The organism is Faecalibacterium sp. 3, from assembly GCF_048323735.1.
GTDB classification, from domain to species: Bacteria; Bacillota; Clostridia; order Oscillospirales; family Ruminococcaceae; genus Faecalibacterium; species Faecalibacterium wellingii.
Window position 1 is genome coordinate 2,643,026 of record NZ_JBLWFN010000001.1, and the last position, 25,165, is coordinate 2,668,190.

General features: G+C 59.4%; 24 protein-coding genes. 13 read left to right on the forward strand and 11 right to left on the reverse strand.

Translation table 11 applies throughout. The features are described 5' to 3' along the window. Positions 1-121: 121 nt before the first annotated feature. Positions 122-2,197: a U32 family peptidase gene (locus tag ACNSPV_RS12435; protein ID WP_348583164.1), complete on the reverse strand. Its 2,076-nt coding sequence runs from the start codon at positions 2,195-2,197 to the stop codon at positions 122-124. A 27-nt stretch (positions 2,198-2,224) separates the two neighbouring features. Beyond that, complete coding sequence (locus ACNSPV_RS12440) at positions 2,225-2,659, reverse strand: cell division protein ZapA (RefSeq protein ID WP_348583163.1); 435 nt, start codon at positions 2,657-2,659, stop codon at positions 2,225-2,227. A gap of 425 nt (positions 2,660-3,084) precedes the next feature. Between ACNSPV_RS12440 and ACNSPV_RS12445 the strand changes: the two genes are divergently transcribed. The 6 genes from ACNSPV_RS12445 to ACNSPV_RS12470 all read left to right on the forward strand — a co-directional run bounded on the left by ACNSPV_RS12445 (position 3,085) and on the right by ACNSPV_RS12470 (position 10,130). Then, positions 3,085-5,490, forward strand: coding sequence for a glycogen/starch/alpha-glucan phosphorylase (locus tag ACNSPV_RS12445; RefSeq protein WP_348583161.1), 2,406 nt, complete (start codon positions 3,085-3,087; stop codon positions 5,488-5,490). A gap of 75 nt (positions 5,491-5,565) precedes the next feature. Beyond that, complete coding sequence (locus tag ACNSPV_RS12450) at positions 5,566-7,422, forward strand: glycoside hydrolase family 13 protein (RefSeq protein ID WP_348583160.1); 1,857 nt, start codon at positions 5,566-5,568, stop codon at positions 7,420-7,422. Between the two features lie 257 nt (positions 7,423-7,679). After that, complete coding sequence (locus ACNSPV_RS12455) at positions 7,680-8,129, forward strand: NfeD family protein (protein ID WP_348583159.1); 450 nt, start codon at positions 7,680-7,682, stop codon at positions 8,127-8,129. Between the two features lie 50 nt (positions 8,130-8,179). Beyond that, positions 8,180-9,085 carry an SPFH domain-containing protein gene (locus ACNSPV_RS12460; RefSeq protein WP_005939926.1) on the forward strand — a complete coding sequence of 302 codons (906 nt, stop codon included), beginning with the start codon at positions 8,180-8,182 and terminating at the stop codon, positions 9,083-9,085. 309 nt (positions 9,086-9,394) lie between these two features. After that, complete coding sequence (locus ACNSPV_RS12465) at positions 9,395-9,871, forward strand: YhcH/YjgK/YiaL family protein (protein WP_348583158.1); 477 nt, start codon at positions 9,395-9,397, stop codon at positions 9,869-9,871. A gap of 19 nt (positions 9,872-9,890) precedes the next feature. Further along, on the forward strand, positions 9,891-10,130 hold the full coding sequence (locus ACNSPV_RS12470) for a hypothetical protein (RefSeq protein ID WP_348583157.1): 240 nt from the start codon (positions 9,891-9,893) through the stop codon (positions 10,128-10,130). Between the two features lie 59 nt (positions 10,131-10,189). On the opposite strand, the gene ACNSPV_RS12475 is transcribed toward ACNSPV_RS12470, so the two are convergent. The 6 genes from ACNSPV_RS12475 to dapF form a co-directional block, all read right to left on the reverse strand. Continuing rightward, positions 10,190-10,348, reverse strand: a complete 159-nt coding sequence (locus ACNSPV_RS12475; RefSeq protein ID WP_348583156.1) for a hypothetical protein — start codon at positions 10,346-10,348, stop codon at positions 10,190-10,192. 1 nt (position 10,349) lies between these two features. Continuing rightward, complete coding sequence (locus ACNSPV_RS12480) at positions 10,350-10,994, reverse strand: ABC-2 transporter permease (RefSeq protein WP_348583154.1); 645 nt, start codon at positions 10,992-10,994, stop codon at positions 10,350-10,352. Continuing rightward, positions 10,991-11,836, reverse strand: a complete 846-nt coding sequence (locus ACNSPV_RS12485) for an ABC transporter ATP-binding protein (protein ID WP_348583153.1) — start codon at positions 11,834-11,836, stop codon at positions 10,991-10,993. The genes ACNSPV_RS12480 and ACNSPV_RS12485 overlap by 4 nt, the downstream gene beginning before the upstream one ends. 2 nt (positions 11,837-11,838) lie before the next feature. Beyond that, on the reverse strand, positions 11,839-12,258 hold the full coding sequence (locus ACNSPV_RS12490; RefSeq protein ID WP_348585180.1) for a GntR family transcriptional regulator: 420 nt from the start codon (positions 12,256-12,258) through the stop codon (positions 11,839-11,841). A gap of 84 nt (positions 12,259-12,342) precedes the next feature. Continuing rightward, a complete protein-coding gene (locus tag ACNSPV_RS12495) occupies positions 12,343-13,530 on the reverse strand; it encodes an LL-diaminopimelate aminotransferase (protein WP_249237013.1) in 1,188 nt (395 codons plus the stop codon). Between the two features lie 182 nt (positions 13,531-13,712). Next, a complete protein-coding gene (gene dapF / locus ACNSPV_RS12500) occupies positions 13,713-14,552 on the reverse strand; it encodes a diaminopimelate epimerase (RefSeq protein ID WP_348583151.1) in 840 nt (279 codons plus the stop codon). A gap of 296 nt (positions 14,553-14,848) precedes the next feature. On the opposite strand from dapF, the gene acpP reads away from it, so the two are divergent. Beyond that, positions 14,849-15,085: an acyl carrier protein gene (acpP, locus tag ACNSPV_RS12505; protein ID WP_044953468.1), complete on the forward strand. Its 237-nt coding sequence runs from the start codon at positions 14,849-14,851 to the stop codon at positions 15,083-15,085. A gap of 122 nt (positions 15,086-15,207) precedes the next feature. Further along, positions 15,208-16,647, forward strand: coding sequence for a proline--tRNA ligase (proS, locus tag ACNSPV_RS12510; protein ID WP_348583149.1), 1,440 nt, complete (start codon positions 15,208-15,210; stop codon positions 16,645-16,647). Positions 16,648-16,765: 118 nt separating this feature from the next. On the opposite strand, the gene ACNSPV_RS12515 is transcribed toward proS, so the two are convergent. The 3 genes from ACNSPV_RS12515 to ACNSPV_RS12525 all read right to left on the reverse strand — a co-directional run bounded on the left by ACNSPV_RS12515 (position 16,766) and on the right by ACNSPV_RS12525 (position 19,565). Further along, positions 16,766-17,647: an aldose 1-epimerase family protein gene (locus ACNSPV_RS12515; protein WP_348583147.1), complete on the reverse strand. Its 882-nt coding sequence runs from the start codon at positions 17,645-17,647 to the stop codon at positions 16,766-16,768. A 95-nt stretch (positions 17,648-17,742) separates the two neighbouring features. Next, positions 17,743-18,891 carry a HAMP domain-containing sensor histidine kinase gene (locus ACNSPV_RS12520; protein WP_348583145.1) on the reverse strand — a complete coding sequence of 383 codons (1,149 nt, stop codon included), beginning with the start codon at positions 18,889-18,891 and terminating at the stop codon, positions 17,743-17,745. Beyond that, the gene (locus ACNSPV_RS12525; protein WP_044953424.1) at positions 18,888-19,565 is read right to left on the reverse strand and encodes a response regulator transcription factor; all 678 of its coding nucleotides are present in this window, start codon (positions 19,563-19,565) and stop codon (positions 18,888-18,890) included. The genes ACNSPV_RS12520 and ACNSPV_RS12525 overlap by 4 nt, the downstream gene beginning before the upstream one ends. Before the next feature lie 151 nt (positions 19,566-19,716). Here ACNSPV_RS12525 and ACNSPV_RS12530 point away from each other — a divergent pair, with 151 nt between their 5' ends. From ACNSPV_RS12530 to ACNSPV_RS12550, 5 genes are all read left to right on the forward strand, one after another. Continuing rightward, positions 19,717-19,860 carry a CD1871A family CXXC motif-containing protein gene (locus ACNSPV_RS12530; RefSeq protein WP_337678835.1) on the forward strand — a complete coding sequence of 48 codons (144 nt, stop codon included), beginning with the start codon at positions 19,717-19,719 and terminating at the stop codon, positions 19,858-19,860. Next, a complete protein-coding gene (locus ACNSPV_RS12535; protein WP_348583144.1) occupies positions 19,853-20,737 on the forward strand; it encodes a 4Fe-4S binding protein in 885 nt (294 codons plus the stop codon). Before ACNSPV_RS12530 ends, ACNSPV_RS12535 begins: the two co-directional genes overlap by 8 nt. A 4-nt stretch (positions 20,738-20,741) precedes the next feature. Then, the gene (locus ACNSPV_RS12540; RefSeq protein ID WP_348583143.1) at positions 20,742-21,623 is read left to right on the forward strand and encodes a TlpA disulfide reductase family protein; all 882 of its coding nucleotides are present in this window, start codon (positions 20,742-20,744) and stop codon (positions 21,621-21,623) included. A 128-nt stretch (positions 21,624-21,751) separates the two neighbouring features. After that, positions 21,752-24,355, forward strand: coding sequence for a peptidoglycan-binding domain-containing protein (locus ACNSPV_RS12545; protein WP_348583141.1), 2,604 nt, complete (start codon positions 21,752-21,754; stop codon positions 24,353-24,355). A gap of 3 nt (positions 24,356-24,358) precedes the next feature. Continuing rightward, entirely contained in the window at positions 24,359-25,051 is a 693-nt protein-coding gene (locus ACNSPV_RS12550) for a peptidoglycan-binding domain-containing protein (protein WP_097781966.1), read from the forward strand. Positions 25,052-25,165: the final 114 nt, after the last annotated feature.

The window sequence follows — 25,165 nt, forward strand, 5'->3', positions numbered from 1 at the left end:
AGCTTCGCCGTACTGCCAAAGCCTCCCTCAATGAGAAAGACTTCCCCCGGCCGGGGGAAGATGTCACGCAAGTGACAAAAAGGGGAGCAGTGGCATCGCGTCAGCGATGACGGAAGGAATTTCAGTTCGTACCTTTAAAATACAGTCCGCGTGTAAAATCACCCTCAAAGGGTGCGTGGGTGCGGATCATGTCAAGGATCTGCGCTGCTTCCTCCCGCGTTTCCAGCGTAAAGTAGGCCACACCGTAGTCCACCGTCAGTGCACCCGGCTTATCTCCCATATAAATAGGTACGGGGTTGTAGATGGTGCGCACACCAAGGCCGCACCGCACCGGGAACTTCTTTGCCTTGCGGTCGGTCAGCACACCGGTCTTATCGCAGTGGGCGCAGTCGTGGATGTTCTGCAGCGGGCAGGCGCGGGTGACCATCAGCGGCATGTGACCGTACACCAGCACACCGGTGGGCACCGGCCTGCCGTCGTGGGTGGGGGCAATGGTGCTGATGTCGCTGTCCTTTACCTCGGGCAGGATGAGCACGGAGCCAAGGCCGTTGTCTGCATAGAACTGTGCGGCCAGCTGATTGGTGATGTTCAGGCCAAAGCTGCCGCTCATGGGCAGGCCCCGGCACAGGCGCAGGTGGGCGATATTGCTCACCTCATAGCCCGCAAAACCGGCATCCTGCGTGGCCGCGATGCGGCGGGCAGTATCCTCTTCCAGACGGCCGAACATGACCCGGGGCAGCTCCAAAAGAGTCTTTGCCCGCCATTCCCGGGGCACGCGGTCAGCCTGCGCAATGGGCAGGATGAGATACTCGATGCCGTCAAGCGCCCGCTCCGGCACCTGCTCCCAGTTCTCGAACCGGGCACGCAGGGTGCGGCGGGACGGCAGGGTGCGCAGCGGCAGAGCGGGCACATGCTCGTCCGTGGTGGGCCATGGGCGCAGCACTTCCCGCTTTTTCAGCAGGGCATCCAGTGCTTCCCGGCGCAGCTCGTTGACGGCGCTGCCGGGCACGAACCACGGCCCGCCGTCCATTTCCACCGTGATATCCTCTGCCGATGCCGCAAAGGGCGTACCGCCGGTCTTGGCAAGGCTGCGGTGCAGGCTCTCGGTGGGGTCGGTGCGGGCGGGCTGCGGCTCAGCGTCGCCATAGGCGAAGGCCTTATTGCCGTCGGCGTCCATGACAGTGAGCTTCTCGCCGCCCTCTTCGATCTCCAGCTTCATCTTCACCGGCACACGGCTGCGCTCACGGCGGTAAAGCTCCCGCAGCATGGGCAGGGTCTTTTTGGTCTGCTCGGCGTCCGCTTCGCTGCGCACACCAAACATGGTACCGTCAATTTTCCCATCCAGATAGCCGGAGGTGAAGCCCGAACGACTGAAGGCATTTTTCAAAAGGTCACGGTCGTAGGCGCGGCCCTCCCGGCCTGCCAGACAGGCGCTGACCGCCGCCGCCACATACTCCGGCGTGCGCAGGCGTCCCTCAATTTTTGCCGATGCTACGCCCAGTGCCTGCAGCCGATCCAGCTGATCGATGACCGAGTTGTCCTTCAGGGACAGGTGGTGCAGACGGCCCGGCTTACCTTCCGGCAGAGCGTTTGCCTCAAAGGGCAGTCGGCAGGGGCCTGCACAGGAGCCGCGGTTGCCGCTGCGCCCGCCCAGAAAAGCCGACATATAGCACTGGCCGCTGACGCACATGCACAGTGCGCCATGCACAAAGCACTCGGTCTCGATGCCGCAGTGCTTCGTGATGTGCTCCACCTCAGGCAGGCTCAGCTCCCGGGCCAGCACCACCCGGGTGAAGCCCAGCTCCTTGAGCTCCAGTGCACCCTGCAGGCTGTGCACGCTCATCTGTGTGGAGCCGTGGCGGGGCAGCTGCGGAGCGATCCTGCCAATCAGGGTTGCCACCGCCAGATCCTGACAGATGACGGCATCTGCCCCGCTGGCAGCAACGGCGCGAATGGCCGCTTCCAGCGCAGGCAGCTCCCCGCCGTAGACGGTAGTGTTCAGTGCCACATGCACGGCCACGCCCCGGGCATGGCAGAAGCGCACTGCATCTTTCAGCGTGTCTGCGTCAAAATTGTTGGCACTGGTGCGGGCATTGAAGCCCGAAAATCCCAGATACACTGCATCGGCCCCGCTGAACACAGCGGCACGCAGCATTTCTTCATTGCCCACCGGGGCAAGGATCTCGATCTTTGACATATTTCTCCTTTATCCTGTAAAAGGCGCTCAGCCCTTCTGTTCCGCGTCTTCGCTTCTGCCCGCCGTCTGCTGCGCGGCCTGCTGGGCACGCTCTTCGCGCCGGGCTTCCTTGCTGCGCATTTTTTCCAGCTGTTCCCGCAGAGCGGCAGCCTCCCGGCGCAGCACCTCGTTTTCCGCCTTTGCCTTGTCTTCTGCCAGCTTTGCGCGGGCGGCGTCCGCAATATAGTCCTGGATCTGGCTGCGCATGTTCTCCGCGCTGCCGGTGCTCTTGCGGTACTCATCCAGATAGTCCATGGCGCAGAACACCGCCGCCTTCGTCACCGAAAGGTTTTCGTTTGCGTCCAGCAGCTTTGTGATATCCTCGTCCAGCTTTTTTGCCAGCGACTGGATATATTTTTCCGGGTCCGTCGTAGCGATGGCATACGGCGTACCCGCAATGTTCACCCGTACCTTGTTGACCATATCTATTCCCCTTTATCCTTTTCCGTCCTTGTGCAGGCGGTTCTGTTCTTGGTAATTTCCGGAAAACGGCACCGTTTCCGGTACCGTTTCGGTGTTTTGTTCCCCTCCGGGAGAGTTACCCGGCACATTTCCCCCGGAATTTGTGCCCGAAAATGTTTCGGAAAGCAGGTTTCTCTCCCTATTATAATATAAATAAGCATCAAGAAAAAGTGTATTTTTTGAAATTTTGGCATATTTATCAGAAAGTTCAATAAAAAAATGTCAGTTACGGAAAAAATCCCCTGATTCCTTGCATTTGTCATTCTGCCATATTATAATATCCTTGTTATGTTGGCGGCAGAGCAAGTGAGGGAAAGTGTCTGCAGGCGCCAATTATTTCAATTATTTTAGCAAAGCTGAAAACTTATGCGGATAGGAGTACCTTTATGACATCGAAAGAATTCGGTAAACTTCTTCAGGACAAGCTCACCAGCGAGTACGGCGTGGAGCTGAGTGTTGCTTCCAACCAGCAGATCTACCGTTCTCTGGCGCTGATCTGCCGCCAGATGATGAGCGAGAACCACAAGAAGTTCCAGTCCAAGGCCATCGGCACCGGCACCAAGCAGGTGTACTACCTGTGCATGGAGTTCCTGATGGGCCGCAGCCTGAAGACCAGCCTGCTGAATCTGGGTCTGGACGAGGTGGCAAAGAAGGCCCTGTCCGATGCCGACATCAACATTGACAGCATCTTTGAGGAAGAGCCGGATGCAGGTCTGGGCAACGGCGGTCTGGGCCGTCTGGCTGCCTGCTATCTGGACGGCATGGCCACCACCGGCATCTGCGGCACCGGCTACTCCATCCTGTACGAGTACGGCATCTTCAAGCAGAAGATCGTGGACGGCTGGCAGCAGGAGCGTGCCGACAACTGGCTGCCCGGCGGTCAGGTCTGGCTGCAGAGCCACCCCGATCAGGCTGTGGAAGTGCGCTTTGACGGCGAGATCCACGAGAACTGGGACAACGGCTTCCACTATATCCAGCACACCAACTACAACAGCGTCATGGCTGTTCCCTCTGATATGTATGTGCAGGGCTACGACGGCAAGGGCGTTGCAAAGCTGCGCCTGTGGCAGGCAAAGGCCCCGGACTTTGATATGTCCAGCTTCTCTCTTGGCAACTACAACACTGCAATGAGCAAGAACGCCAATGCAGAGCTGATCTCCAAGGTGCTGTACCCCAACGACAACCACGTGGAGGGCAAGATCCTGCGCCTGCGCCAGCAGTACTTCCTGTCTGCCGCTTCCATCGGCGATATCGTCCAGAACCACCTGTCCAGCTATGCGACCCTCGAGAACCTGCCCGACAAGGTCGCCATCCAGCTGAACGACACCCACCCCACTCTGGCCATCCCCGAGATGATGCGCATTCTGCTGGACGAGTGCGGCTTTGACTGGGACAAGGCATTCAACATCTGCCAGAAGGTCTTCTCTTACACCAACCACACCGTCATGGCTGAGGCTCTGGAAAAGTGGAACGTGGACATCTTCAAGATGACCCTGCCCCGTATCTACCAGATCGTGGTGGAGATGGATCGCCGCGCCCGCGCAGAACTGGAGAAGGTCTTCCCCGGCGACAAGGGCAAGATCGACTATATGGCACTGATCGGCGACAATCAGGTGCGCATGGCAAACATCTGCGCCTACACCGCCAACAGCATCAATGGCGTGTCCAAGTTGCACAGCGAGATCATCAAGGACAGCGTCTTCCACGATTACTATCTGTTCAAGCCGCAGGCCTTCAAGAACGTGACCAACGGCATCGCTTACCGCCGCTGGCTGCTGGCCTCTAACCCCGGCCTGTGCAAGCTGCTGGATGAGACCATCGGCGACGGCTACAAGCACGATGCTTCCAATCTGTCCAAGCTGAACAAGTTCGAGAACGACAAGACCATTCTCAAGCGCCTGAACGAGATCAAGCTGGAGAACAAGACCAGCTTTGCCAACTATCTGGCAAAGAGCACCGGTCAGATCATCGACCCGAACTCCATTTTTGACTGCCAGGTCAAGCGTATGCACGAGTACAAGCGCCAGCACCTGAACGCGCTGAACATCGCTGCCCAGTACCTGTACCTGAAGGAGAACCCCAACGCCGACTTCATCCCCAAGACCTATATCTTCGGTGCAAAGGCTGCTCCCGGCTACTACATGGCAAAGCAGATGATCCGCATGATCTGCAAGCTGGGCGACCTCATCAACAACGACCCCGCTGTGCGCGACAAGCTGCGCGTGGTCTATCTGGAAGAGTACTGCGTCTCTCTGAGCGAGCACCTGATGCCCGCCGCCGAGGTCTCTGAGCAGATCTCTCTGGCCGGCACCGAGGCTTCCGGTACCGGCAACATGAAGTTCATGCTGAACGGCGCTATCACTCTGGGCACTCTGGACGGCGCAAACGTGGAGATCGCAGACGCTGCCGGCAAGGAGAACGAGCTGATCTTCGGTATGCTGACCCCCGAGGTGAACAACCTCAAGCAGGTGGGCTACCATCCCAACGCTTTCATCATGGGCGACGATGTTGCCAACAACGCTCTGAACTTCCTGGAGCGCGGTTGGAACGGCGAGAACTTCCACGAAGTGACCGAGAACCTGCGCAGCAGCGACCCGTATATGGTCATGGCCGACTTCAAGGATTACCGCCGCGCACAGGCCGACCTGCAGAAGCTGTATGCCGACCGCGAGAAGTGGGCACACATGAGCCTGAAGAACATTGCCAACAGCGGCATCTTCAGCGCCGACCGCTCTGTGCTGGATTACGCACACGACATCTGGTACGCTTCCCCGGTGCCCATGGGCAAGTAATTTTCCCTTAAAAAATCCATCTGCCCCGGCGGTGTTTGGCCCGCCGGGGCTTTTTTGAGAAAGGACGACCCTGCTTTGTCTTGTCTGTTCAATAGCTACGACCCCTATTTCAAGCAGCCCTTTGGCGCACTGCGGGCCGGTCAGACCGTACGTTTGGCCCTGTGCATCCCGGAAGAGCTGGGCTATGTCGATCCTCATCTGGTGCTCCAGAAGGAGGGAAAATATGACGTGCCGGTGCACTACCGCATGAAGTTCGACGGCCAGACCCCCCAGCAGAACCACTTTTCCGTGGAGCTGCCGCTGAATGACCCGGGCCTGTACTTCTACTACTTCGACCTCTACACCGACTTCCGCCGCATCTACCGCGGGCCGGACAACTGCGGCGTTGTCAGCTGGCAGGAAGGCGAAAAGTGGCAGATCACCGTCTACGATGCCGGTTTCCAGACCCCGGAGTGCATCAAGGGCAAGGTGTTCTATCAGATCTTCCCGGACCGGTTCTGCGAGGGCATTGAGAACAAGCCCATGCCTTTCCCGGACCGGCTGTATCAGGCCGACAAACACGCCGAACCCTTCTGGCAGCCCAACGAGACCGGCGGCCACCTGAACGAGGACTATTTCGGCGGCGACTTGGAAGGCATCCGCATCAAGCTGCCCTATCTGCGGGAGATGGGGGTGGACTACCTTTACCTCAACCCCATCTTTGAGGCGCACTCCAACCACCGCTACAACACCGCCGACTATCTCAACGTAGACCCGCTGCTGGGCACCAACGAGGAGTTCGAGGTGCTCTGCCGCGAGGCCGCCAAGTACGGCATTGGCATCGTGCTGGACGGTGTGTTCAGCCACACCGGTTCCGACAGCCGCTATTTCAACCGCGAAGGCCGCTATGGGGATGGCGGCGCTTACCGCGACCCCAACTCCCCCTACCGCAGCTGGTACGATTTTGACCCCAAGTATAAGGGCGGCTACCGCAGCTGGTGGGGCTTCGAGACCCTGCCCGAGGTGAACGAAGAGAACCCCTCCTATGTGGAGTTCATCACCGGCGAGGGCGGTGTCATTGACACATGGCTGCGGCGCGGTGCCGCAGGCTTCCGTCTGGATGTGGCCGACGAGCTGCCGGACGACTTTATTGAAAAGATCCGCGCCGCTGTCAAGCGGGTCAGCCCGGAAAAGTTCCTGCTGGGCGAGGTGTGGGAGGACGCCACCACCAAATACGGCTTTGGCCAGCGCCGCACCTATCTGCTGGGCAAAGGGCTGGACAGCGTGATGAACTATCCCTTCAAGAATGCTGTGCTGGATTTTGTAAAGGGCAAGCCCGCCCAGCAGGCCATGGGAGAGATCCTGTCCATCTGCGAGCACTACCCCGCCCCTGCCATGGACACTGCGCTGAACTTTCTCTCCACCCACGACACCGAACGCGCCCTTACCGTCATTGCGGACGAGCCCGCCAACGGCCGGGGCCGCGAGTGGCAGAGCGGCCGCTGTGTGACCGGCGAAGCCTACGAGGAAGGGATGCTGCGCCTGCGCATGGCCTATGCCATCATCTACACGCTGCCCGGCGTGCCCTGCCTGTATTACGGCGACGAGATTGGGATGCAGGGTTACCGCGACCCCTTCAACCGTGCCTTCTTCTGCTGGGACAGCCACGAAAAGCGCCTGAAGCCGGTGCTGGCACAGCTGGCGCAGCTGCGCCACAGCTGCGAGGCCTTCCGCACCGGTGAGCTGCGGGTGCTGCGGGCGCAGGACGGCATCCTGCACTACCAGCGCGTAGGCGAAGCGGAAACCGCCGAGATCATCGTGAACCGCTCGGAGCACATCATCGTGGAGCCGCTGGCTTCCGGCAAGCACACGGAGGTGAACCCCATGGGCTTTACCATCGTGGTGGAGGAGAACGGTCACAACCCGAACCACAGCTATTACGATATCCAGTAAAAACGATTTGAATGCCCGCCGCGTTCGCTCTGGGCACATTCAGAGGAAATTTTATCTTTTATTATCGCAACAACGGGCAGCCAGCGGGCCGCCCGTTGTTGCATTTTCACGCAAAGGGCCGTATCCGCAAACTACATCTTGCACTGTTTTTCATTTATTTTGTTCTTTATTTCGTTTTCTGCGCAACGTTCCAGTAAAAAACGCTTGACCTTCCACCCGGGGGATACTCTATAATAGGGGCATAAGGAGGGAGAACCATGAATCCTGTTCCATTTCTCTGGCTGGCTGCCGTGGTGGGCTTTTTGCTGTTGGAGGCTTCCACCTTCAGCATGACCTCCGTCTGGTTCGCCGTCGGCGCAGCTGCCGCTCTGCTCACCTGCCTGTTCACCGGTTCCTTCCGCGTTCAGGCACTGGTGTTCATTGTGGTAAGCGCCCTGTGCCTGCTGATGTTCCGCCCGCTGGCCGCAAAGCTGCGCCAGAAAAACGTTCCCACCAATGGCGACCGCAACCTTGGCCGGGAGGCCACCGTGCTGACCACCGTCACCGCCGACCTGCCGGGCCGTGTGCGGCTGGACGGCGTGGACTGGAATGCCCGCTGCGCCACTCCCGGCGACACCCTCACCCCCGGGCAGCGCTGCCATGTGACCGAACTGCACAGCACCCTGCTCATCGTGGAGCCCGTATTGACCGAAAGCCGCAGAGCGTGATCTGCGTTCTGCGCTGAAACGTTGCACACATCTGAAAAAGGAGAACCACTATGGTCATGTTTTTTCTGATCCTCGCGCTGGTCTTTGTCGTCCTGCTGGTGATCATCACCAACATCGTCATCGTGCCCCAGTCCAAGGTGTATGTCGTTGAGCGGCTGGGCAGCTACTCCGACACATGGTCGGCAGGCCTGCACATCAAGATCCCCTTCATCGAGCGCATCGCCAAAAAGGTGAGCCTGAAAGAACAGGTGGCAGACTTTCCCCCTCAGCCGGTCATCACCCGCGATAACGTTACCATGCAGATCGATACCGTGGTGTTCTTTCAGGTAATGGACGCAAAGCTCTACACCTACGGCGTCAACCAGCCCATTGCCGCCATCGAGAGCCTGTCTGCCACCACCCTGCGCAACATTATCGGCGAAATGGAGCTGGACCACACCCTGACCAGCCGCGACGTCATCAACGGCAAGATCACCGCCATCCTGGACGAAGCCACCGACAAGTGGGGCATCAAGGTGAACCGCGTGGAGGTGAAGAACATCATCCCGCCGCGTGAGATTCAGGAAGCCATGGAGAAGCAGATGAAGGCTGAGCGCGAGAAGCGCGCCGTGATCCTGAAGGCCGACGGTGAAAAACAGGCCGCCATTACTGCCGCCGAGGGCGAAAAGGAAGCCGCCATCCTGCGTGCAGACGCGGTGAAGCAGCAGCGCATTCTGGAAGCCGAGGGCGAAGCACAGGCCATTCTGGCCGTGCAGAAGGCCAACGCCGACGCCATCCGCCTGCTGAACGAGGCCATGCCCAGCGATAAGGTTCTGGCCATCCGCAGTCTGGAAGCTCTGGCCAAGGTCGCCAACGGCAAGGCAACCAAGATCATCATTCCCTCGGAATTGCAGAATCTGGGCGGCGTTGTGCCCAGCATCAAGGAACTGATGACCGACCCCAAGGACGCAGAGTGAGCTTTTTGTTTTGAATCACCTCCGCTTCGCTCTGGCTGTTTTCAGCGGAAATCACTTTTAAGTAGAGCACCTCCGGGCAGACTGCGGTCTGCCCGGAGGTGCATTTTCACTGGAAAGGCCGGAATGAAAACATGCATTTTCTGGTTTCAGCCCTTCTTTGTGAAAAAAGGGTATTTCAAAATTAAAAATTCATTTTCGCTGAATCTGTACAGAGCAAAGCGGAGCACATTCAAATCGTTCGTATTGCATCTGTGCCCTGCCTGTGATACCATACAGATAATCAAAACCATACAGCTGGAGGACTTTTCCATGATCTACGATACCCTGAACAACCTGCCCAACTATCTGGGCGTAAGCGACAATCTGGACACCGTCATTGAGTACATCATGGCCCGGGATATCACCACCCTGCCCGCCGGGCGCACCCGCATCGATGGAGACAAGGCCGTGGTCACCGTGAGCACCGTCACGCCCCAGACCTCCGACAAGGCTCTGTTCCAGCGCCACGACAACCACATCACGCTGGAGACCGATCTGGACGGCAGCGAGCTATTTGAGGTGAGCCTTGCAGAGCTGACCCCTACCAAGCCCACCGATGAAGCCGCCGACACCACCGTGGGCACCGCCGGTACCAGCATTGCCGGAATGCTGTGCGAGGGGCGGTTCGCCCTGTATCTGGCCGGAGAGCCCTATAAATCCGGCCTGAAGGCGCAGGGCTGCGGTAAACTGAAGAAAGCCGTGTTCAGCATCGAGCTGGACCCGGACGAGGAAGAAACGGTGGAATAACCGAAAGGAGACTTTCTGCATGGGATTTTTTGCTGTACTGGCTGCAAGCCTGTTCGCCGTGTTCCTCTTTACCGTGTTCGGCGGCTATTCGCTGCTGCTCTGGTGTCAGCAGTCCCTGTGGATGGTGGTTCCGCCTGCGGTAGTGCTTGCGGTTTTGATCTGGACGTTCCTGAAAATGGACGACAAGATCACCGCCCTGCAAAAGCGGGTGGACGAGCTGGAAGCCGCACAGAAACCCGCCGAAGAGTCCGAGAAATAAATACAGCGACGCCCCTGCAGAAAAAGCATTTCCTGCAGGGGCGTCGCACTTTTTACACCTTACTTTTTATCCTGTGGGTCATCCAGCCCTTTGAACATTACCATACCCAGACTGACAAAGCTGGCACCCAGCACAAAACCGACCGTTCCCAGCGTCACGCTGAACAAAACGCCCATAGCAACACCGAACAGGATACCCGCGATTTGACTTTTCTTCATTTTACTGCTCTGCCTTTCCGTACCATGCAACGGATAGCCGCCATGAGAGAGCATACAGCGTCAGCACCACCGCCGCAATACCCAGCAGCCCCAGCGACGAGATGCTCTGCGGAAGAAGGTTTCTCACAAGACCGTCCTCGTTTGCGGCCACGGAAAAGCCCATCAGGGCCGAGAGTGCGCCAACTATAAAATAGAACCCGACCTTTGCCTTTTCGTAGCCAAAACGGTAATTCAACGGCAGCAGAACGGCACTGTTCAGCAGCGTTGTCATGCCTACCTGCACCAGCGTGGAAACCACAAGCGCATGGTCCACAGCTGTCCAGTGCAGGCTTGCCACGCCAAGGGCTGCGGCGGCGAAGAGTTCCGCCAGCACCAGCCCGCACAGACCAACGATGTATTTGCTGCCCACCAGCTGCTCTTTTGTGACCGGAAGCGCGGCACTGTACTCGCTGAATTTGCTGGCCTGATCATAGGCCAGCAGGGTCATGGGCATCATGCCCATCAGAAAGCCCGCATATACAATAAAGAAATTGGCCCCATTCATGATGGTAACCACGCCTGCGCCCATCATGACCACGGTGGCCACAATGACACCTTTGGCATAGTGCCATATCTGATAAGCATCCTTTAGCAGCAAGCCTTTCATTCTGCACACTCCCCTTTCACCATCAGTACAAACAATTCCTCAATGCTCACCGGGGTAAGCTCTGCCCCGGCAGGCAGGGCGTCCCGGCGCACAAGCGCCTCTGCCCCGTAGGGGGTGACCCGCTTGCCGTACACCCGTACATCCAGTGCCGCCAGCTGCGCCGCCGTGCCGTGCCACAAGGCGTATTCCTCCCGCAGGGCGTCCTTTTCCTCACAGAGCAGTAGCCTGCCCTTGTGCAGGAAGGCGATGGTATCGCACAGCTTTTCCAGGTCGCTGACAATGTGGGAGGAAATGAGGATGGAGCGTTCTTCGTCCCGGGCAAAATCCAGCAGGATATCCACCACTTCATCCCGCACCACCGGGTCCAGCCCATTGGTGGCTTCATCCAGCAGCAGCAGCTTTGCGTGGTGGGAAAGCGCCACCGCAATGCACAGCTTCCTCTGCATTCCAGCGGAGTAATCCTTATACTTTTTGTCCGGCGGCAGGTCAAATTTCCGGCAAAACGCCGTGTAGTCACCAGCGTCCCAGTTGCGGTAGATGCCCGCCATCACCTTGCCCACCTCCACAGCGTTCAGGCACTGCGGAATGCCCTCGCTGCCCAGAACCACACCGATTTCTTCCTTGGTGTGTACAAGGTCGGTGCGGTTGTCCCTGCCCAAAATGGTCACGGTACCGCCGTCCCGCTGAACCATATCTAAGATTAACCGGATAGTGGTGCTTTTGCCCGCTCCGTTTTCACCGATCAGTCCGCAGATGGTGCCGCCGGGCAAGGTCAGATCCAGCGGTCCGAGGGTAAAGTCCTTATAGTGCTTTGTAAGTCCCCGCAGTTCCAGTGCGTTCATATTCAGCCCTCCCACAGCAGTTCCAGCATCTCCCGCAGCTCTTCCCTGCTCAGCCCGCAGGATACGGACAGGCGGACGGCTTCGGTAAGGTGCGCTTCAATTTTTTTCAGGTTCTCTTCCCGCAGCAACTCGGTGTTTTTCGGGGCTACAAAAAAGCCTTTTGCCGGTACTGCGTAAAGGAAGCCCTCTTTTTCCAGTTCATCGTAGGCGCGCTTGGTGGTAATGACGCTGATGCGCAGATCCCGTGCCAGCCCCCGGATGGAGGGCATGGCCTCGTCCGGCTGCAAAGCCCCGCTGATGATCTGCTGCTTGATCTGGTTGTAGATCTGGTCATAGATGGGCGCGCCGCTTTTGTTGTTGATAAACAGTTCCATCGGCTGCTCCTTTGGCTCTTGTGTTTCATCTGTATATGAACAGTATATACAGTAGATACAGATTTGTCAAGAGAATGCGCAAAAAAATACACCCGCCGTCCAAAACGGACAGCAGGTGCATTTTTTTAGGTTTTACAGTGCCTTGATGGCGGTCTTGATGCGCTCGGCGGCCATCTTGGTCTTTTCGGCGTCACCGAAAGCGGTCAGGCGGAAGTAGCCCTCGCCGCACTCGCCGAAGCCCACGCCCGGGGTACCCACCACGCCGCAGTTTTCCAGCAGCCAGTCGAAGAACTCCCAGCTCTTCATATTGCCGGGGCAGCGCAGCCAGATGTAGGGGCTGTTCTTGCCGCCGCAGTACCACACGCCGCACTCGTCCAGCGCGTCCGCGATGACCTTGGCATTCTTGCGGTAGTAGTCCAGATTCTGCTGGATCTCGGCCATGCCGCTCTCGGTGAACACCGCAGCGGCGGCGCGCTGCACCACGTAGGGCACGCCGTTGAACTTGGTGGTCTGGCGGCGCAGCCACAGCTTATTGATGTTCATGCCCTCGCGCTCCAGCTCCTTGGGCACCACGGTGTAGCCGCAGCGGGTGCCGGTGAAGCCTGCGATCTTGGAGAAAGAGCAGATCTCAATGGCGCATTCGCGGGCACCCTCGATCTCGAAGATGCTGCGGGCGAGGTTCTCGTCCGAGATGAAGCACTCGTAGGCGGCATCGTACAGAATGATGGCATTGTTCTTGCGGGCGTAGTCCACCCAGACCTTCAGCTGGTCGCGGGTGTAGGCGGCACCGGTGGGGTTGTTGGGGCTGCAGATATAGATGATGTCTGCCTTTACGTTCTCGTCCGGCATACCGAGGAAGCCGTTCTCCTGACCGGTGCGGCTGTAGATGATCTTACGGCCATCGGTCACGTTATCGTCCACATAGGTGGGGTAAACGGGGTCCGGCACCAGCACAGTGTTGTCCACATCGAACAGGCCCAGCACATTGGCCAGATCACTCTTGGCACCGTCCGAGATGAAGATCTCGTCCTCTGCCAGCTGGGTGCCGCGGCCTGCATAGTAGCCCTGAATGGCCTGCTTCAGGAAGGGGTAGCCCTGCTCCGGGCCGTAACCGTGGAAGCCTTCCTTCGTGCCCATTTCATCGGCAGCGTCATGCATGGCCTTGACCACGCACTTTGCCAGCGGCTGGGTCACATCGCCGATGCCCAGACGGATGATCTCCTTCTCCGGGTGTGCTTCCTGATAGGCAGCCACCTTGTGGGCAATGTCCACGAACAGGTAGCTGGCCTTCAGCTCATTATAGTGTTTGTTCATCTTCATAGTACTTTCCCTCGCTTCTGTTTTGGTATGACCCTCTCAGTCATCTCGCGTCCGCTCGATGCCAACTCCCCCGAGTGGGGGAGCTTTTTTGTTGTAAAGAAAAGCTTTTCCTCTTGATGTGGAAAAGCTCGCCCTTCGGGAGAGCTGCTGCCGTCAGGCGACTGAGAGGGTTCTCGTTTTCCTTACACTTCCGTCGTGCCCTCGCACACGGTCTCGGCGGCGCCGGTCATCAGCAGCTGTCTGCCGGGCAACACCCGGATGGTCAGCACACCGCCCCGCAGCTGCACATGGATGTCCTCCCCTGCCGGGCAGATGCCCAGCTCGGTCAGGGCTGCCACGGTGGCGCAGGTGCCGGTGCCGCAGGCCCATGTTTCACCGCTGCCGCGCTCCCACACCCGCATCTTCAGGTGGGTGGCATCCACCACCTGCACAAACTCGGTGTTGATGCGCTCCGGGAAGTTTGCGTGGTGCTCAAAGGCGGGGCCGATCTCTTCCAGCTTCAGGCTGTCCACATCCTCCACCACGGTCACGCAGTGAGGATTGCCCACGCTGATGCAGGTCACCTGCCAGTCTTTCCCGTCCACGGTCAGGGTCTTATCCACAAGTGCGCCGTCTCCCATGTTCACCGCCGGCAGGTCGGCAGGCATGGCACTGTAGGCCCCCATCTCCACCTGCCACAGGCCCGCGCCCTTGCGGGTGACGGTCTTCAGACCGCTGAGGGTATCAATGGCAAGGGTCTCTTTGGAGATGCCGTGGGTATACAGCCACTCGGCCACGCAGCGGATGCCGTTGCCGCACATCCTGCCCTCGCTGCCGTCGGCGTTGAAGATGCGCATCATGCCGTCGGCACCCGCCGTCTGCGCAGCGCAGATACAGATGATGCCGTCGGCTCCGATGGAAAAATGCCGCCGGGACAATTTTTCGGAAAGGGCTGCGATATTCTCCGGCACACCGCTTTCGCGGCAGTCCAGATAAATATAGTCGTTGGCGCAGCCCTGCATTTTGGTAAATGAAAGCTTCATGTTCCATTCTCCTTATTGGTGAACAGTCCGTTCACCTGAACTTACTTCTCTATAATGATAAGAAACCCGGGGGCTTCTGTCAAGCGAAAATATGCGTTTTGGAACTTTTTTCGTGTTCCCGGACGGGAAAGCGAAAACAGGGCTTGACAACAGCCACGGCATGGGATATAAAAAAAGAGAGCGTTCTGTACAGCCCGGTGGAGCCGCGCAGCATCCGCAGGCGCACCATCACAGCGCCGCACCCACGGCCCCAGTGTACAGACCAGCAAAACAACCGCAAAAAGGAGACCACAGGAATGGATACTTTTGAAAAAATCCGTGCATTGCTGGCGGAGCAGCTGGACGTCGATCCGGCAAAGATCACGATGGACAGTGACATCATGAGCGATTTTGAGGCCGACAGCCTGGACATCGTGGACATGGTGATGACGCTGGAGGATGAGTTCGGCATCGAGGTGCCGGATGACGCCATCGAGTCCCTGCGCACCGTGGGCGATGTGGTAAACTTTGTGGACAGCCACGCGCAGAACTGATTTCAGTCGAAAAGCCCCGTTCTCCGCGCTGCGGCACCCGGCCGCGGCTGCAGGCGGGGCTTTATTATGGTTCGTGCGGAACGCACAGCGTTTGGCGCACGGCCTTAGGAGGATAAATACAAATGGCAAAAGATTCAAAGAAGCTCGTACAGGCGATCACCAGTCAGGAAGAAAACTTTGCACAGTGGTACACCGATATCTGCGTCAAGGCAGAGCTGGTGGAGTATTCCAGTGTGAAGGGTTTCATCATCCTGCGCCCCTATGGTCAGGCCATCTGGGAGCTGATCCAGAAGGACATGGATGCCCGCTTCAAGGCCACCGGTCATGAGAATGTGGCAATGCCCGTGCTGATCCCGGAAAGCCTGCTGCAGAAGGAAGGCGAACTGGTCAATGGCTTCGCGCCGGAGGTGGCGTGGGTCACAATGGGCGGTTCCGACAAGCTGGAAGAGCGTCTGGCCGTGCGTCCCACCAGTGAGACCATGTTCTGCGACCACTGGTCCCGCGTGCTGCACAGCTACCGCGAGCTTCCCATGAAATACAACCAGTGGTGCAGCGTGGTGCGCTGGGAAAAGACCACCCGTCCCTTCCTGCGCAGCCGCGAGTTCTGGTGGCAGGAAGGCCACACCATCCACGAGACTGCCGCCGAGGCGGAGGCTGAGACCCAGCAGCAGCTGAACTGCTACGCAGACGTCTGCGAGCAGGATCTGGCTATTCCCGTGGTGAAGGGCCGCAAGACCGACAAGGAAAAGTTTGCCGGTGCCGAGGCCACCTACACCATCGAGGCCATGATGAAGGACGGCAAGGCCCTGCAGAGCGGCACCAGCCACTACTTTGGCGACAAGTTCAGCAAGGCTTACGACGTCACCTTTACCGGCCGCGACAACCAGCTGCATCATCCGTTCCAGACCAGCTGGGGCGTTTCCACCCGTCTGGTGGGTGCCATCATCATGACCCACGGCGACGACGACGGCCTGATCCTGCCCCCGGCAGTGGCCCCCATTCAGGTGGTGGTGGTGCCCATTGCTGCCCACAAGCCCGGCGTCAGCGAGAAGGCTGCCGAGCTGGCTGAAAAGATCAGCAAGTATGCCCGCGTGAAGCTGGATGACAGCGACAATGCCCCGGGCTGGAAGTTCTCTCAGTGGGAGATGAAGGGCGTGCCCCTGCGTCTGGAGATCGGCCCCAAGGATCTGGAAAAGAACCAGTGCGTGCTGGTGCGCCGCGACACCCGCGAAAAGGTCTTTGTCTCTCTGGACGAGCTGGAAACTGCCATCCCCGCCCAGCTGGAGGCCCTGCGCAAGGACCTGTACGAGCGTGCTCTTGCCAATCGCGAGAAGCGCACCTGGGCTGCCACCACCATGGACGAGGTGAAGGAGCTGGCCAAGGCAAACACCGGCTACATCAAGACCATGTGGTGCGGTGACCTTGCCTGCGAAATGAAGATGAAGGAAGAAGCCGGTCTGTCCAGCCGCTGCATGCCCTTTGAGCAGGAGCACCTGAGCGATGTGTGCCCCTGCTGCGGCAAGCCCGCCAAGACCATGGTCTACTGGGGCGTGGCGTACTAAGCTTTCCTTTTACAGACAGCATAAAAGCTCCCGGAGCATTTCGATGTTCCGGGAGCTTTTTCTTGTTTGCAGAACTCCTTCCGTCATCGCTGGCGAGCGAAACGAGACTGAGGGAGTTTTATCGTTCAAACGTGGTGCTCAGGGTGGTCTCCCAGCTTTCACCCGGGGCAAGGCAGGCGGCGGCTGCACGCTGGCTCCACGCCTGCGGGTCGGTCTCAGCGGCGGGCAGGCTGTGCCACGGCTCGATGCACACAAACCGCACCGGCTTTGCGGGAGCCGACCAGATGAGCGAATAGGGGTAGCCTTCCACATTGCATGTGATCTTGCGGCCCGTGTCCTTCTCACAGATGCCGATGGTGCCGGTGCGCAGGCCCGCCATGCAGAAGCTGTCGTTGTCAAACAGGTCATCAGTCAGCGGGATGGCCTGCTGGTTCTTCCACTGGTAATAGCATCTGCCGCTCAGCAGACCGTTGGGGCGGGCGTCGAGAATGACCGGGCTCTCCGGCCGGTCAAAGCGGAACTCGTAGTCTGTGGTAGTGTGCTGATCGTCGAAGGGAATGTTGAACGCAGGGTGATAGCCGATGCCGAAACGCAGCTCCCCGCTGCCGGGGTTCGATACGGCCAGCGTGTGGTGCACGGTCTTCCCGTCCAGCCGGAAGGTGCTGGTGAGCACAAAATCAAAGGGGAAGCGCTCGGCCTTGATGGCGTCATCCGAGCGCAGCTCCAACTGGATGGTATCGCCCTCGGCCTTGAGCAGGGTGTGCTCCATATCCCGGGCAAAGCCGTGCTGACCGCCCTTGTACGTTTTGCCGTCCACCTCAAAGGTACCGCCGGGCAGCTTGCCCGTCCACGGGAACAGAATGGGAGCGTGGCGCTTCCACACAGCCGGGTCGGCCTGCCAAAGCATTTCTTCGCCCGCTGCATTTTTCAGGCTGACTGCCTCTGCACCGTGGGTGTCCACGGTCAGGGTCAGAAATTCGTTGTGAATGGTTGCCTGCATTTTCAGTATCTCCTTTGTCCTTCTTATTTTCCGGGGTCTTCTGCTTCCAGTATACTCCCCCGTGTGCCAAAAATAAAGTCCCAGTCCGCCCAGTTTCAGCAGGGCTGTGCCAGCGGCAGGGTGGCTGCAAAGGTAGTGCCGTTTTCGCTGCTGCGTTCCACGGTCACACTGCCGCCATGCAGCACGGCGATCTCCCGCACAAGGGCAAGGCCAAGCCCAACGCCGCCCATCTCCCGGCTGCGGGACTTATCCACCCGGAAAAAGGGCTGGAAGATGCTCTCCCGGCAGTCTGCGGGGATACCCGGGCCGGTATCTGCAACGCGCAGTACAGCGGTCTGCTTTTCCTGTTGCAGGGTGACGCGCACCGCACCGCCGGGGCGGTTATACTTGATGCCGTTTTCCACCAGATTGAACACCAGCCGGTAGATCAGCGCATCGCTGCCCACCATGCCAAGTTCCTCGCAGTCCTGCTGCAAAGAGATATTGTTTTTCTGGGCAAGGGGGGTCAGGTCGGTCAGGATCTCCTCCACCAGCGGCGCAAGGGCGATCTGGTCGGTGCGGGAGACTGATTGCAGATTGCTCATCTCTAATAAAGTGCGCACAAGAGCGGTCAGGCGGTCCAGCTGCTCCCGCAGAGAGCGGATCAGCCCGGCAGTTTCGGCGTCCATGGCCGGGTGCTCCTCTGCAAACAGTTCCAGCTTCGTCTGCAAAATAGCCAGCGGGGTGCGCAGCTCGTGGGCGGCATTGCCCGCAAACTGCCGCTGCAACTCAAAGGACTGCGCCAGACCATCCAGCATCCGGTTCACCGACCGGCTCAACTGCCCGAATTCCTGCACAGTGTTTTCGTCCAGACGGGTGGTGGCGATGCTGTCCTGATCGACCTGCTGCGCCTGCTGCGCAAGCTGCTGTAACGGTTTCAGCGCTCTGCCGCTGACAAAATATGCAATGGCAGCGCTGACGATGGTGACCACGACGGTGATGCACCAGCCCTTGCGGCCAAAGACCACCTTTGCATCGTAGACTTCCTGCGAAAAATGCGCCAGCAGACTGGACATTTCCTCCTGCGGGATCTCGATGGTCAACGGATCTGCGCTGCCGGGCTGGTACTGCATCATAAAGCCGTTGAGGGCATCCATGCCGGTAACGCCGGTGCGGTATAAAAGCAGGTTCATGCACACGCAGGCGCAGGCGATGAGCAGCGCGGTCAGCAGGGTGATGCGCCATTGCAGGGACAAATGTTTCATTGTACCTCGCCTCCGATCTCGTAGCCTTCCCCGATGCGGTTGCGGATGGGGTCGTAGCCCAGCGCCGCCCGCAGCTTTTTGCGCAGGGCAGAGATATGCACCCGGATGGAGTTGCTGAAGCTGTCTACACTGCCATCCCAGACGTGCTCGATGAGTTCTTCCTGACTGACCGGGCGTCCCTGATGCAGCAGCAGATATTCCAGTACGCCGCTCTCCTTCCGCGTCAAAGCAAGGGTCTGACCGTCCACAGCAGCAACGCGGCTGCGGGTGTTGAAGCTCAGCCGTCCGCAGCACAGACAGACATCTTGCTGAATAAATTTGCGCCGGGTCAGGCTGCGCACCCGGGCTTCCAGCTCTGCAAGGTGAAAGGGCTTTGAAAGGTAATCGTTCGCCCCGGCATCCAGCCCCTCCACTTTATCTGCGATTTCACTGCGTGCCGACAAGATCAGCACACAGGTCTCAAGGTCGTGCCGGCGCAGGGTGCGCAGCACCTGCATTCCGTCCACCTTGGGCAGGTTGAGGTCCAGCAGTACAAGGTCGTACCGCTCTGCTGCCAGTGCCTCCAGCGCAGCCTCGCCGTCTGCACAGGCATCCACCTCGTACCCGGACAGCCGCAGCTTTCGGGCAATATCCTCCCGCAGGGAGTGCTCGTCCTCTACCACCAAAAGGCGCATCTTTGTTTTCCACCTTTCCCATAAAAATTGCGTTTTTTCTTCATTATAACAGATTATAGCAGACGGTGTTAAGATTCGTGTTAAGATTTTCTTAGCAGAGATTTTATCCCGCATGGTGTATACTGATGGCATCAAACAACAGGAGGCTATGATGTTCATGACAAAAAAACAGGCGCAGCTGCTTTTGCTTGCCGCCGGGGTTCTGATGCTGCTGTTCGGCTTATGGCGGGGCGAGGCAGACACCGTATTTTCAAAAGCCATCCGGCTGTGTATGGAGTGTGTGGGCATTGGATAAGAAAAAGCTTTCTCCCCTTGCCCGCTTCCGGGGCTTTATACAAGCCGGGGCTACCCTGCTGACCAATCTCCACCTACCCAATTTTGCAAAAGGAGCGCTGTATCAGGGCGGCGGAAAATACGTCTGCGTGCCGGGGCTGAACTGCTATTCCTGCCCGGGCGCGGCCGGTGCCTGTCCGGTGGGAGCATTCCAGGCGGTGGTGGGCTCTTCCAAGTTCCGCTTTTCCTACTACATTACCGGCATCCTCATCCTCTTTGGGGTGCTGCTGGGGCGGTTCATCTGCGGTTTCCTCTGCCCATTCGGGTGGTTTCAGGAGCTTTTGCACAAGATCCCATCCCCCAAGCTTTCCACCAAAAAGCTGAAGCCGCTGCGCTATTTAAAGTATGCGGTGCTGCTGGTCATGGTGGTGCTGCTGCCTTTGCTGGCGGTCAATGAGCTGGGCATGGGCGACCCCTTCTTCTGCAAGTATCTCTGCCCGCAGGGCGTGCTGGAGGGTGCCATTCCCCTCTCCCTGACCAATGCGGGCATCCGCGCTGCGCTGGGCAAGCTGTTCACATGGAAGGCCTGCATCCTGCTGGCGGTCATCGTGGGCAGCGTGGTGTTCTACCGCCCCTTCTGCAAGTGGCTGTGCCCGCTGGGCGCGTTCTATGCGCTGCTGAACAAGGTCTCGCTGTTCCAGATGCGCGTAGACACCCACAAATGCGTCTCCTGCGGAGCCTGTGCAAAGGCTTGCAAGATGGACGTAGACATTACCAAGACCCCCAACCACGCCGAATGCATCCGCTGTGGGATGTGCATGAAAGCCTGCCCCACGGACGCCATTCAGTACAAGTTCGGGCTGGGGGACCAATCAAATACCGAAACAACAAAGGAGTAAAGCCATGAAGATCCATCGTATCGCCGCACTTTTGCTCAGCCTTGTGCTGGCTTTCAGCCTTGCCGCCTGCGGGCAGGGCGCATCCTCTGCATCTTCTGCATCCTCTTCTGCCGCTTCCTCTGCGGCAGCAGAAAGCAAAACCGAGGAGCAGTTGCTGGCCGAGGAAAACGAGATCCTTTCTGCAAACGATGCTCTGTGGGAGAAAGTGTTCTCATCCATGGACAAAAACGTGACCGAAACCACGATCAGCGCCAACTACGGCGATTTTCTGCTCAGCGCTGTGGAAAAGGCCAAAGATCAGTTCTCGGACGAGGAGTACAAGACCCTGACCGCAGATGCCGAAAAGATTCGTGCCATCGAGGAGCAGATCGCCGCTCTTGCCCCCGCAGAGGATGCCGCTTCCAGTGCCGCCGCACAGGGCACCGCCTTCCCCAAGTTTGAGGGCAGCGATTTAGAGGGCAACCCGGTGGACAACAGCCTGTTTGCGGGCAACGCCTTTACGGTGGTGAATTTCTGGTTCAACGGCTGCAAGCCCTGCGTGGAGGAGTTGGACGACCTGAACGCCCTGAACGAGAAGGTCAAGGCACAGGGCGGTGAGGTCATCGGCATCAACACCGAGACGCTGGACGGCAACCAGCAGGGCATTGATGCCGCCAAAAAACTGCTGGAGACAACAGGCGCAAGCTACCGCAACATCTACTTTGCCTCCGGCAGTGAGGCCGGCAAGTTTGCACTGAACATCATGGCCTTCCCCACCACTTACGTTTTTGACCGGGACGGCAACGTCGTGGGGCAGCCCCTGCTTGGCGGCATCGACAAGGAAGAAAACCTTGCCGCTCTGCAAAAAAATATCGACGCCGCCCTTGCCAAGGACAGCGCCAAATAAACCTTTCTCCCCTGCCGCCTTCGGGCGGCTTTTTTATTTGCGGTGTGCATTGCCATGCACGTCCGGCGGCGCGGCCGAATACGCTGTGGGAGAAGCATTCCATTCTCACAGCAAAGGAGCATCCGCCTATGAAAAACACCGGCATTCTACGCATTCAGGCTTTCGGTGCCCGTCAGTCCTCGCCCATCGAGGGCGTTCTCGTCACCGTGTCCGGCAACGGCTTTACCGCTCAGCGTATCACCGACGAGACCGGCACCGCTGCCGACCTCTCCATTGAAGCCCCCTCCTGTGCGCTGTCCCTGCAGGAGGACAACACCATCCGGCCCTATGCCGTTGTGAACCTGACTGCCGCAAAGGCAGGCTTCCGCACCGTGCGCATTCAGGGTGTGCAGATCTTTGCCGGGCAGGTCACACTGGCCCAGCCGGAGATGATCCCCGAGACCGAAGAGGATCGCGACGTGGTAAACCCGCCCATAGTCATCCCGGAGCACTCACTGTTCACCGGCGACGGCGGCAGCGGCCCGGACCCCATAGAGAACTGCGTGCCCCGGGTGCTGAGCCGGGTCATCATCCCCAAGAACATCACGGTGCATCTGGGCAAGCCTGCAGCCTCCGCACGGAACGTGACCGTCTCCTTCCGGGATTATATTGCCAATGTGGCGTCCAGCGAAGTGTATCCCACATGGCCGGAGCAGGCCCTGCGGGCCAACATCCACTGTCAGATCTCGCTGGCGCTCAACCGCATCTACACCGAGTGGTATCCCAGCAAGGGCTATCCCTTCAACATCACCAACTCCACCAGCTATGACCAGTATTACGTCCACGGACGCACGGTGTTCGACGTGATGGTGCGCATCACCGACGATATCTTCAACACCTATCTCCGCAAGACCGGCACCGTAAACCCCTACTACTCTGAATACTGCGACGGTAAATCGGTCACCTGCCCGGGTCTCAAGCAGTGGGGCACCGTGACGCTGGCCAATCAGGGCCGTAACGCCTTGCAGATCCTGAAGTATTACTACGGCAACGACATTGAGATCATCCGCACCTCGAACATCCAGTCTATCCCCCAGAGCTACCCCGGTTCGCCCATCCGGCAGGGCGACAGCGGCACGGCAGTGTTCACCCTGCAGCGCCAGCTGAACCGCATCACCAAGGACTATCCCTTCCTCGGTCTGCTGACTGTGGACGGCGTGTTCGGGGCCCGGATGGCTGCCACGGTCCGGGCGTTCCAGAAGCAGTTCAACCTGACCGCTGACGGCGTAGTGGGGCGGCAGACATGGTACAAGATCAGCTATATCTACGTTTCGGTCAAAGATCTGGCCGAGCTGACCAGCGAGGGCGAGGTGTCCAGCGGTACCCTCTCGGACGGCACATGGGGCGGCACCGTGCTGCGCACCGGCTCCACCGGCAGCGCCGTGGAGCAGCTGCAGTTCTGGCTGAACACACTGGCCCAGTACACTTCCTCTATCCCATCGGTCACGGTGGACGGCGTGTTCGGCAGCGGCACCGCCGCAGCGGTGCGGGCCTTCCAGCGCAAATACGGCCTGACCGTGGACGGCGTGGTGGGGCAGAGCACATGGACCGAGCTGTACGATCAGTTCCGCAGCATCCAGTCCGACAACGGCACCCCCAACGCCTACCCGGGCACCGCTCTGCGGGAGGGTGCAAGCGGGCAGAACGTGCGGCTGGTGCAGTTCTGGCTCAAGATCGCGCGCACAGTGTATTCCAGACTGAACTCCATCACGGTGGACGGCAGATTCGGCGCGGCCACCACCGCCGCCGTTAAGCGGTTCCAGAGCTACTTCGGCCTGACCAGCGACGGTGTGGTGGGCCGCAATACGTGGTTGAAGCTGTACGAGGTGTACAACGATATCGCCAACAAGCTGCTTTCCTCTTCCCTGCGCCCCGGCGAGTACCCGGGCGTGCTGCGCAAAGGCTCTTCCGGCACAGCGGTGCGGGAGCTGCAGTTCTACCTCTACCTCATGAGCGCCTACGAGAGCAGCATCCCGGCCATCGGCATCGACGGACAGTTCGGTGCTTCCACCGAAGCTGCCGTGCGGGCCTACCAGCGCTTTGCGGGGCTGACTGTGGATGGTGTGGTGGGCCGTACCACATGGAACAGCCTGTACGACAAGGCGTCCACCCTGCGGGCATCCGGGCCGGTGGTCACCCTGAAGCGCCTGCCCTACCCCGGCACACCGCTGGCGGTGGGTTCTTCCGGCAGTGCGGTGCTGTACTACAGCCTGCTTTTGCAGCGCATCGCCTACTATTATTCCAGCGTGGAGGCCCCGCCCCTCTCCGACCAGTACACCGACGAGACTGCCGCCGCCACCCGCAGCGCACAGGAGCTGCTGGTTCTGCCCGAGACTGGCATCGCGGACGACGAGACATGGACGGCGGTGGAAGCGCTGAGCCTGCAGCTCGCCGCCGAAATGCCCAACCCCGACCGCAGCATCGGGCAGGGGCCGGTCTACCCGGGCCGGGCCATCGGCGCGGGCAGCGTGGGACCGGACGTGGCGCAGGTGGAGACATGGCTGAACGGGCGTTCCTGCCTGTACTGCACCGAGGGCTATGTGACCGAGAACCGCCGCTTCGGCCCGGAAGAGACTGCCGCCGTCCGGCTGGCACAGCAGCGGGCCGGGCTGCTGGTGACCGGCACCGTGGACCGCGGGACATGGGCCGCACTGCAGGCCCAGAGCTGCCCACACTGCAGCAAGGAGGAATGAGCGATGGCACGTCTTCTGATCTACGACGCCTACGAGAACAAGGTCTACACCTACGCAAACCTGAACGAGAACGACCCCATGCCCTACAGCACCGGCACCACCCTGCGGGTGCGGGAGTTCCGGGGAAAATCTGCCAGCCCCACCCTGTGGACCACCATTGCGGCCATGGAAGCGTGGAACCTGACCCGCCGCAAGTACGGCAAGGGCATCCCGGTGGGATATGCCTTCCGCCGCATCTGGGAGGGCGGCCACGGCACCCGCAGCCAGCACTACGCGGGCGTATCCTTTGACGTGGGCCAAAGCCTGACCCGGACCGCCCGCACGGCCATCTACAATGCGGCCCGGGGCACCGGGGCATGGGGCTATGTGGAGCCGCTGAGCCAGACCCCCACATGGGTGCACATGGACCGCCGCTACGGCACGCCTGCCTGCAGCGGCACCACGGCAGGCTACCCCACCCTGCGGCGGGGAAGCCGCGGCTGCTATGTGATGATCCTGCAGGACGCACTTTCCACTCTGGGCTACCAGACCGGGAGCCGCATCGACGGCATCTTCGGTGCCCGGACGGAGGAAGCGCTGAAAGGCTTCCAGCGGCGCACGAGCCTGCGTGTGGACGGTGTGTGCGGCTGCAACAGCTGGAAAAAGATCAGCACCGCCGTCATCGGCGTGGGGCGGACAAAAACGACGATCGATTGATAAACCCTCTCCGTCTCGCTTCGCTCGCCAGCTCCCCCGAAAGGGGGAGCTCTTTTGCATCTGATGGTTTGCACTCATAAAGCTCGCCCTTCGGGAGAGCTGGCACGGCGTCAG

Coding starts and splice junctions, on each gene's coding strand:
- ACNSPV_RS12475 (WP_348583156.1), bottom strand. CDS start 10,348: ATGAAGAAAAGTCAAATCGCGGGTATCCTGTTCGGTGTTGCTATGGGC.
- ACNSPV_RS12515 (WP_348583147.1), bottom strand. CDS start 17,647: ATGCAGGCAACCATTCACAACGAATTTCTGACCCTGACCGTGGACACC.
- ACNSPV_RS12435 (WP_348583164.1), bottom strand. CDS start 2,197: ATGTCAAAGATCGAGATCCTTGCCCCGGTGGGCAATGAAGAAATGCTG.
- ACNSPV_RS12455 (WP_348583159.1), top strand. CDS start 7,680: ATGAATCCTGTTCCATTTCTCTGGCTGGCTGCCGTGGTGGGCTTTTTG.
- ACNSPV_RS12520 (WP_348583145.1), bottom strand. CDS start 18,891: ATGAAACATTTGTCCCTGCAATGGCGCATCACCCTGCTGACCGCGCTG.
- ACNSPV_RS12540 (WP_348583143.1), top strand. CDS start 20,742: ATGAAGATCCATCGTATCGCCGCACTTTTGCTCAGCCTTGTGCTGGCT.
- ACNSPV_RS12485 (WP_348583153.1), bottom strand. CDS start 11,836: ATGAACGCACTGGAACTGCGGGGACTTACAAAGCACTATAAGGACTTT.
- ACNSPV_RS12530 (WP_337678835.1), top strand. CDS start 19,717: ATGTTCATGACAAAAAAACAGGCGCAGCTGCTTTTGCTTGCCGCCGGG.
- proS (WP_348583149.1), top strand. CDS start 15,208: ATGGCAAAAGATTCAAAGAAGCTCGTACAGGCGATCACCAGTCAGGAA.
- ACNSPV_RS12460 (WP_005939926.1), top strand. CDS start 8,180: ATGGTCATGTTTTTTCTGATCCTCGCGCTGGTCTTTGTCGTCCTGCTG.
- acpP (WP_044953468.1), top strand. CDS start 14,849: ATGGATACTTTTGAAAAAATCCGTGCATTGCTGGCGGAGCAGCTGGAC.
- ACNSPV_RS12445 (WP_348583161.1), top strand. CDS start 3,085: ATGACATCGAAAGAATTCGGTAAACTTCTTCAGGACAAGCTCACCAGC.
- ACNSPV_RS12545 (WP_348583141.1), top strand. CDS start 21,752: ATGAAAAACACCGGCATTCTACGCATTCAGGCTTTCGGTGCCCGTCAG.
- ACNSPV_RS12470 (WP_348583157.1), top strand. CDS start 9,891: ATGGGATTTTTTGCTGTACTGGCTGCAAGCCTGTTCGCCGTGTTCCTC.
- ACNSPV_RS12480 (WP_348583154.1), bottom strand. CDS start 10,994: ATGAAAGGCTTGCTGCTAAAGGATGCTTATCAGATATGGCACTATGCC.
- ACNSPV_RS12495 (WP_249237013.1), bottom strand. CDS start 13,530: ATGAAGATGAACAAACACTATAATGAGCTGAAGGCCAGCTACCTGTTC.
- ACNSPV_RS12525 (WP_044953424.1), bottom strand. CDS start 19,565: ATGCGCCTTTTGGTGGTAGAGGACGAGCACTCCCTGCGGGAGGATATT.
- ACNSPV_RS12550 (WP_097781966.1), top strand. CDS start 24,359: ATGGCACGTCTTCTGATCTACGACGCCTACGAGAACAAGGTCTACACC.
- ACNSPV_RS12440 (WP_348583163.1), bottom strand. CDS start 2,659: ATGGTCAACAAGGTACGGGTGAACATTGCGGGTACGCCGTATGCCATC.
- dapF (WP_348583151.1), bottom strand. CDS start 14,552: ATGAAGCTTTCATTTACCAAAATGCAGGGCTGCGCCAACGACTATATT.
- ACNSPV_RS12465 (WP_348583158.1), top strand. CDS start 9,395: ATGATCTACGATACCCTGAACAACCTGCCCAACTATCTGGGCGTAAGC.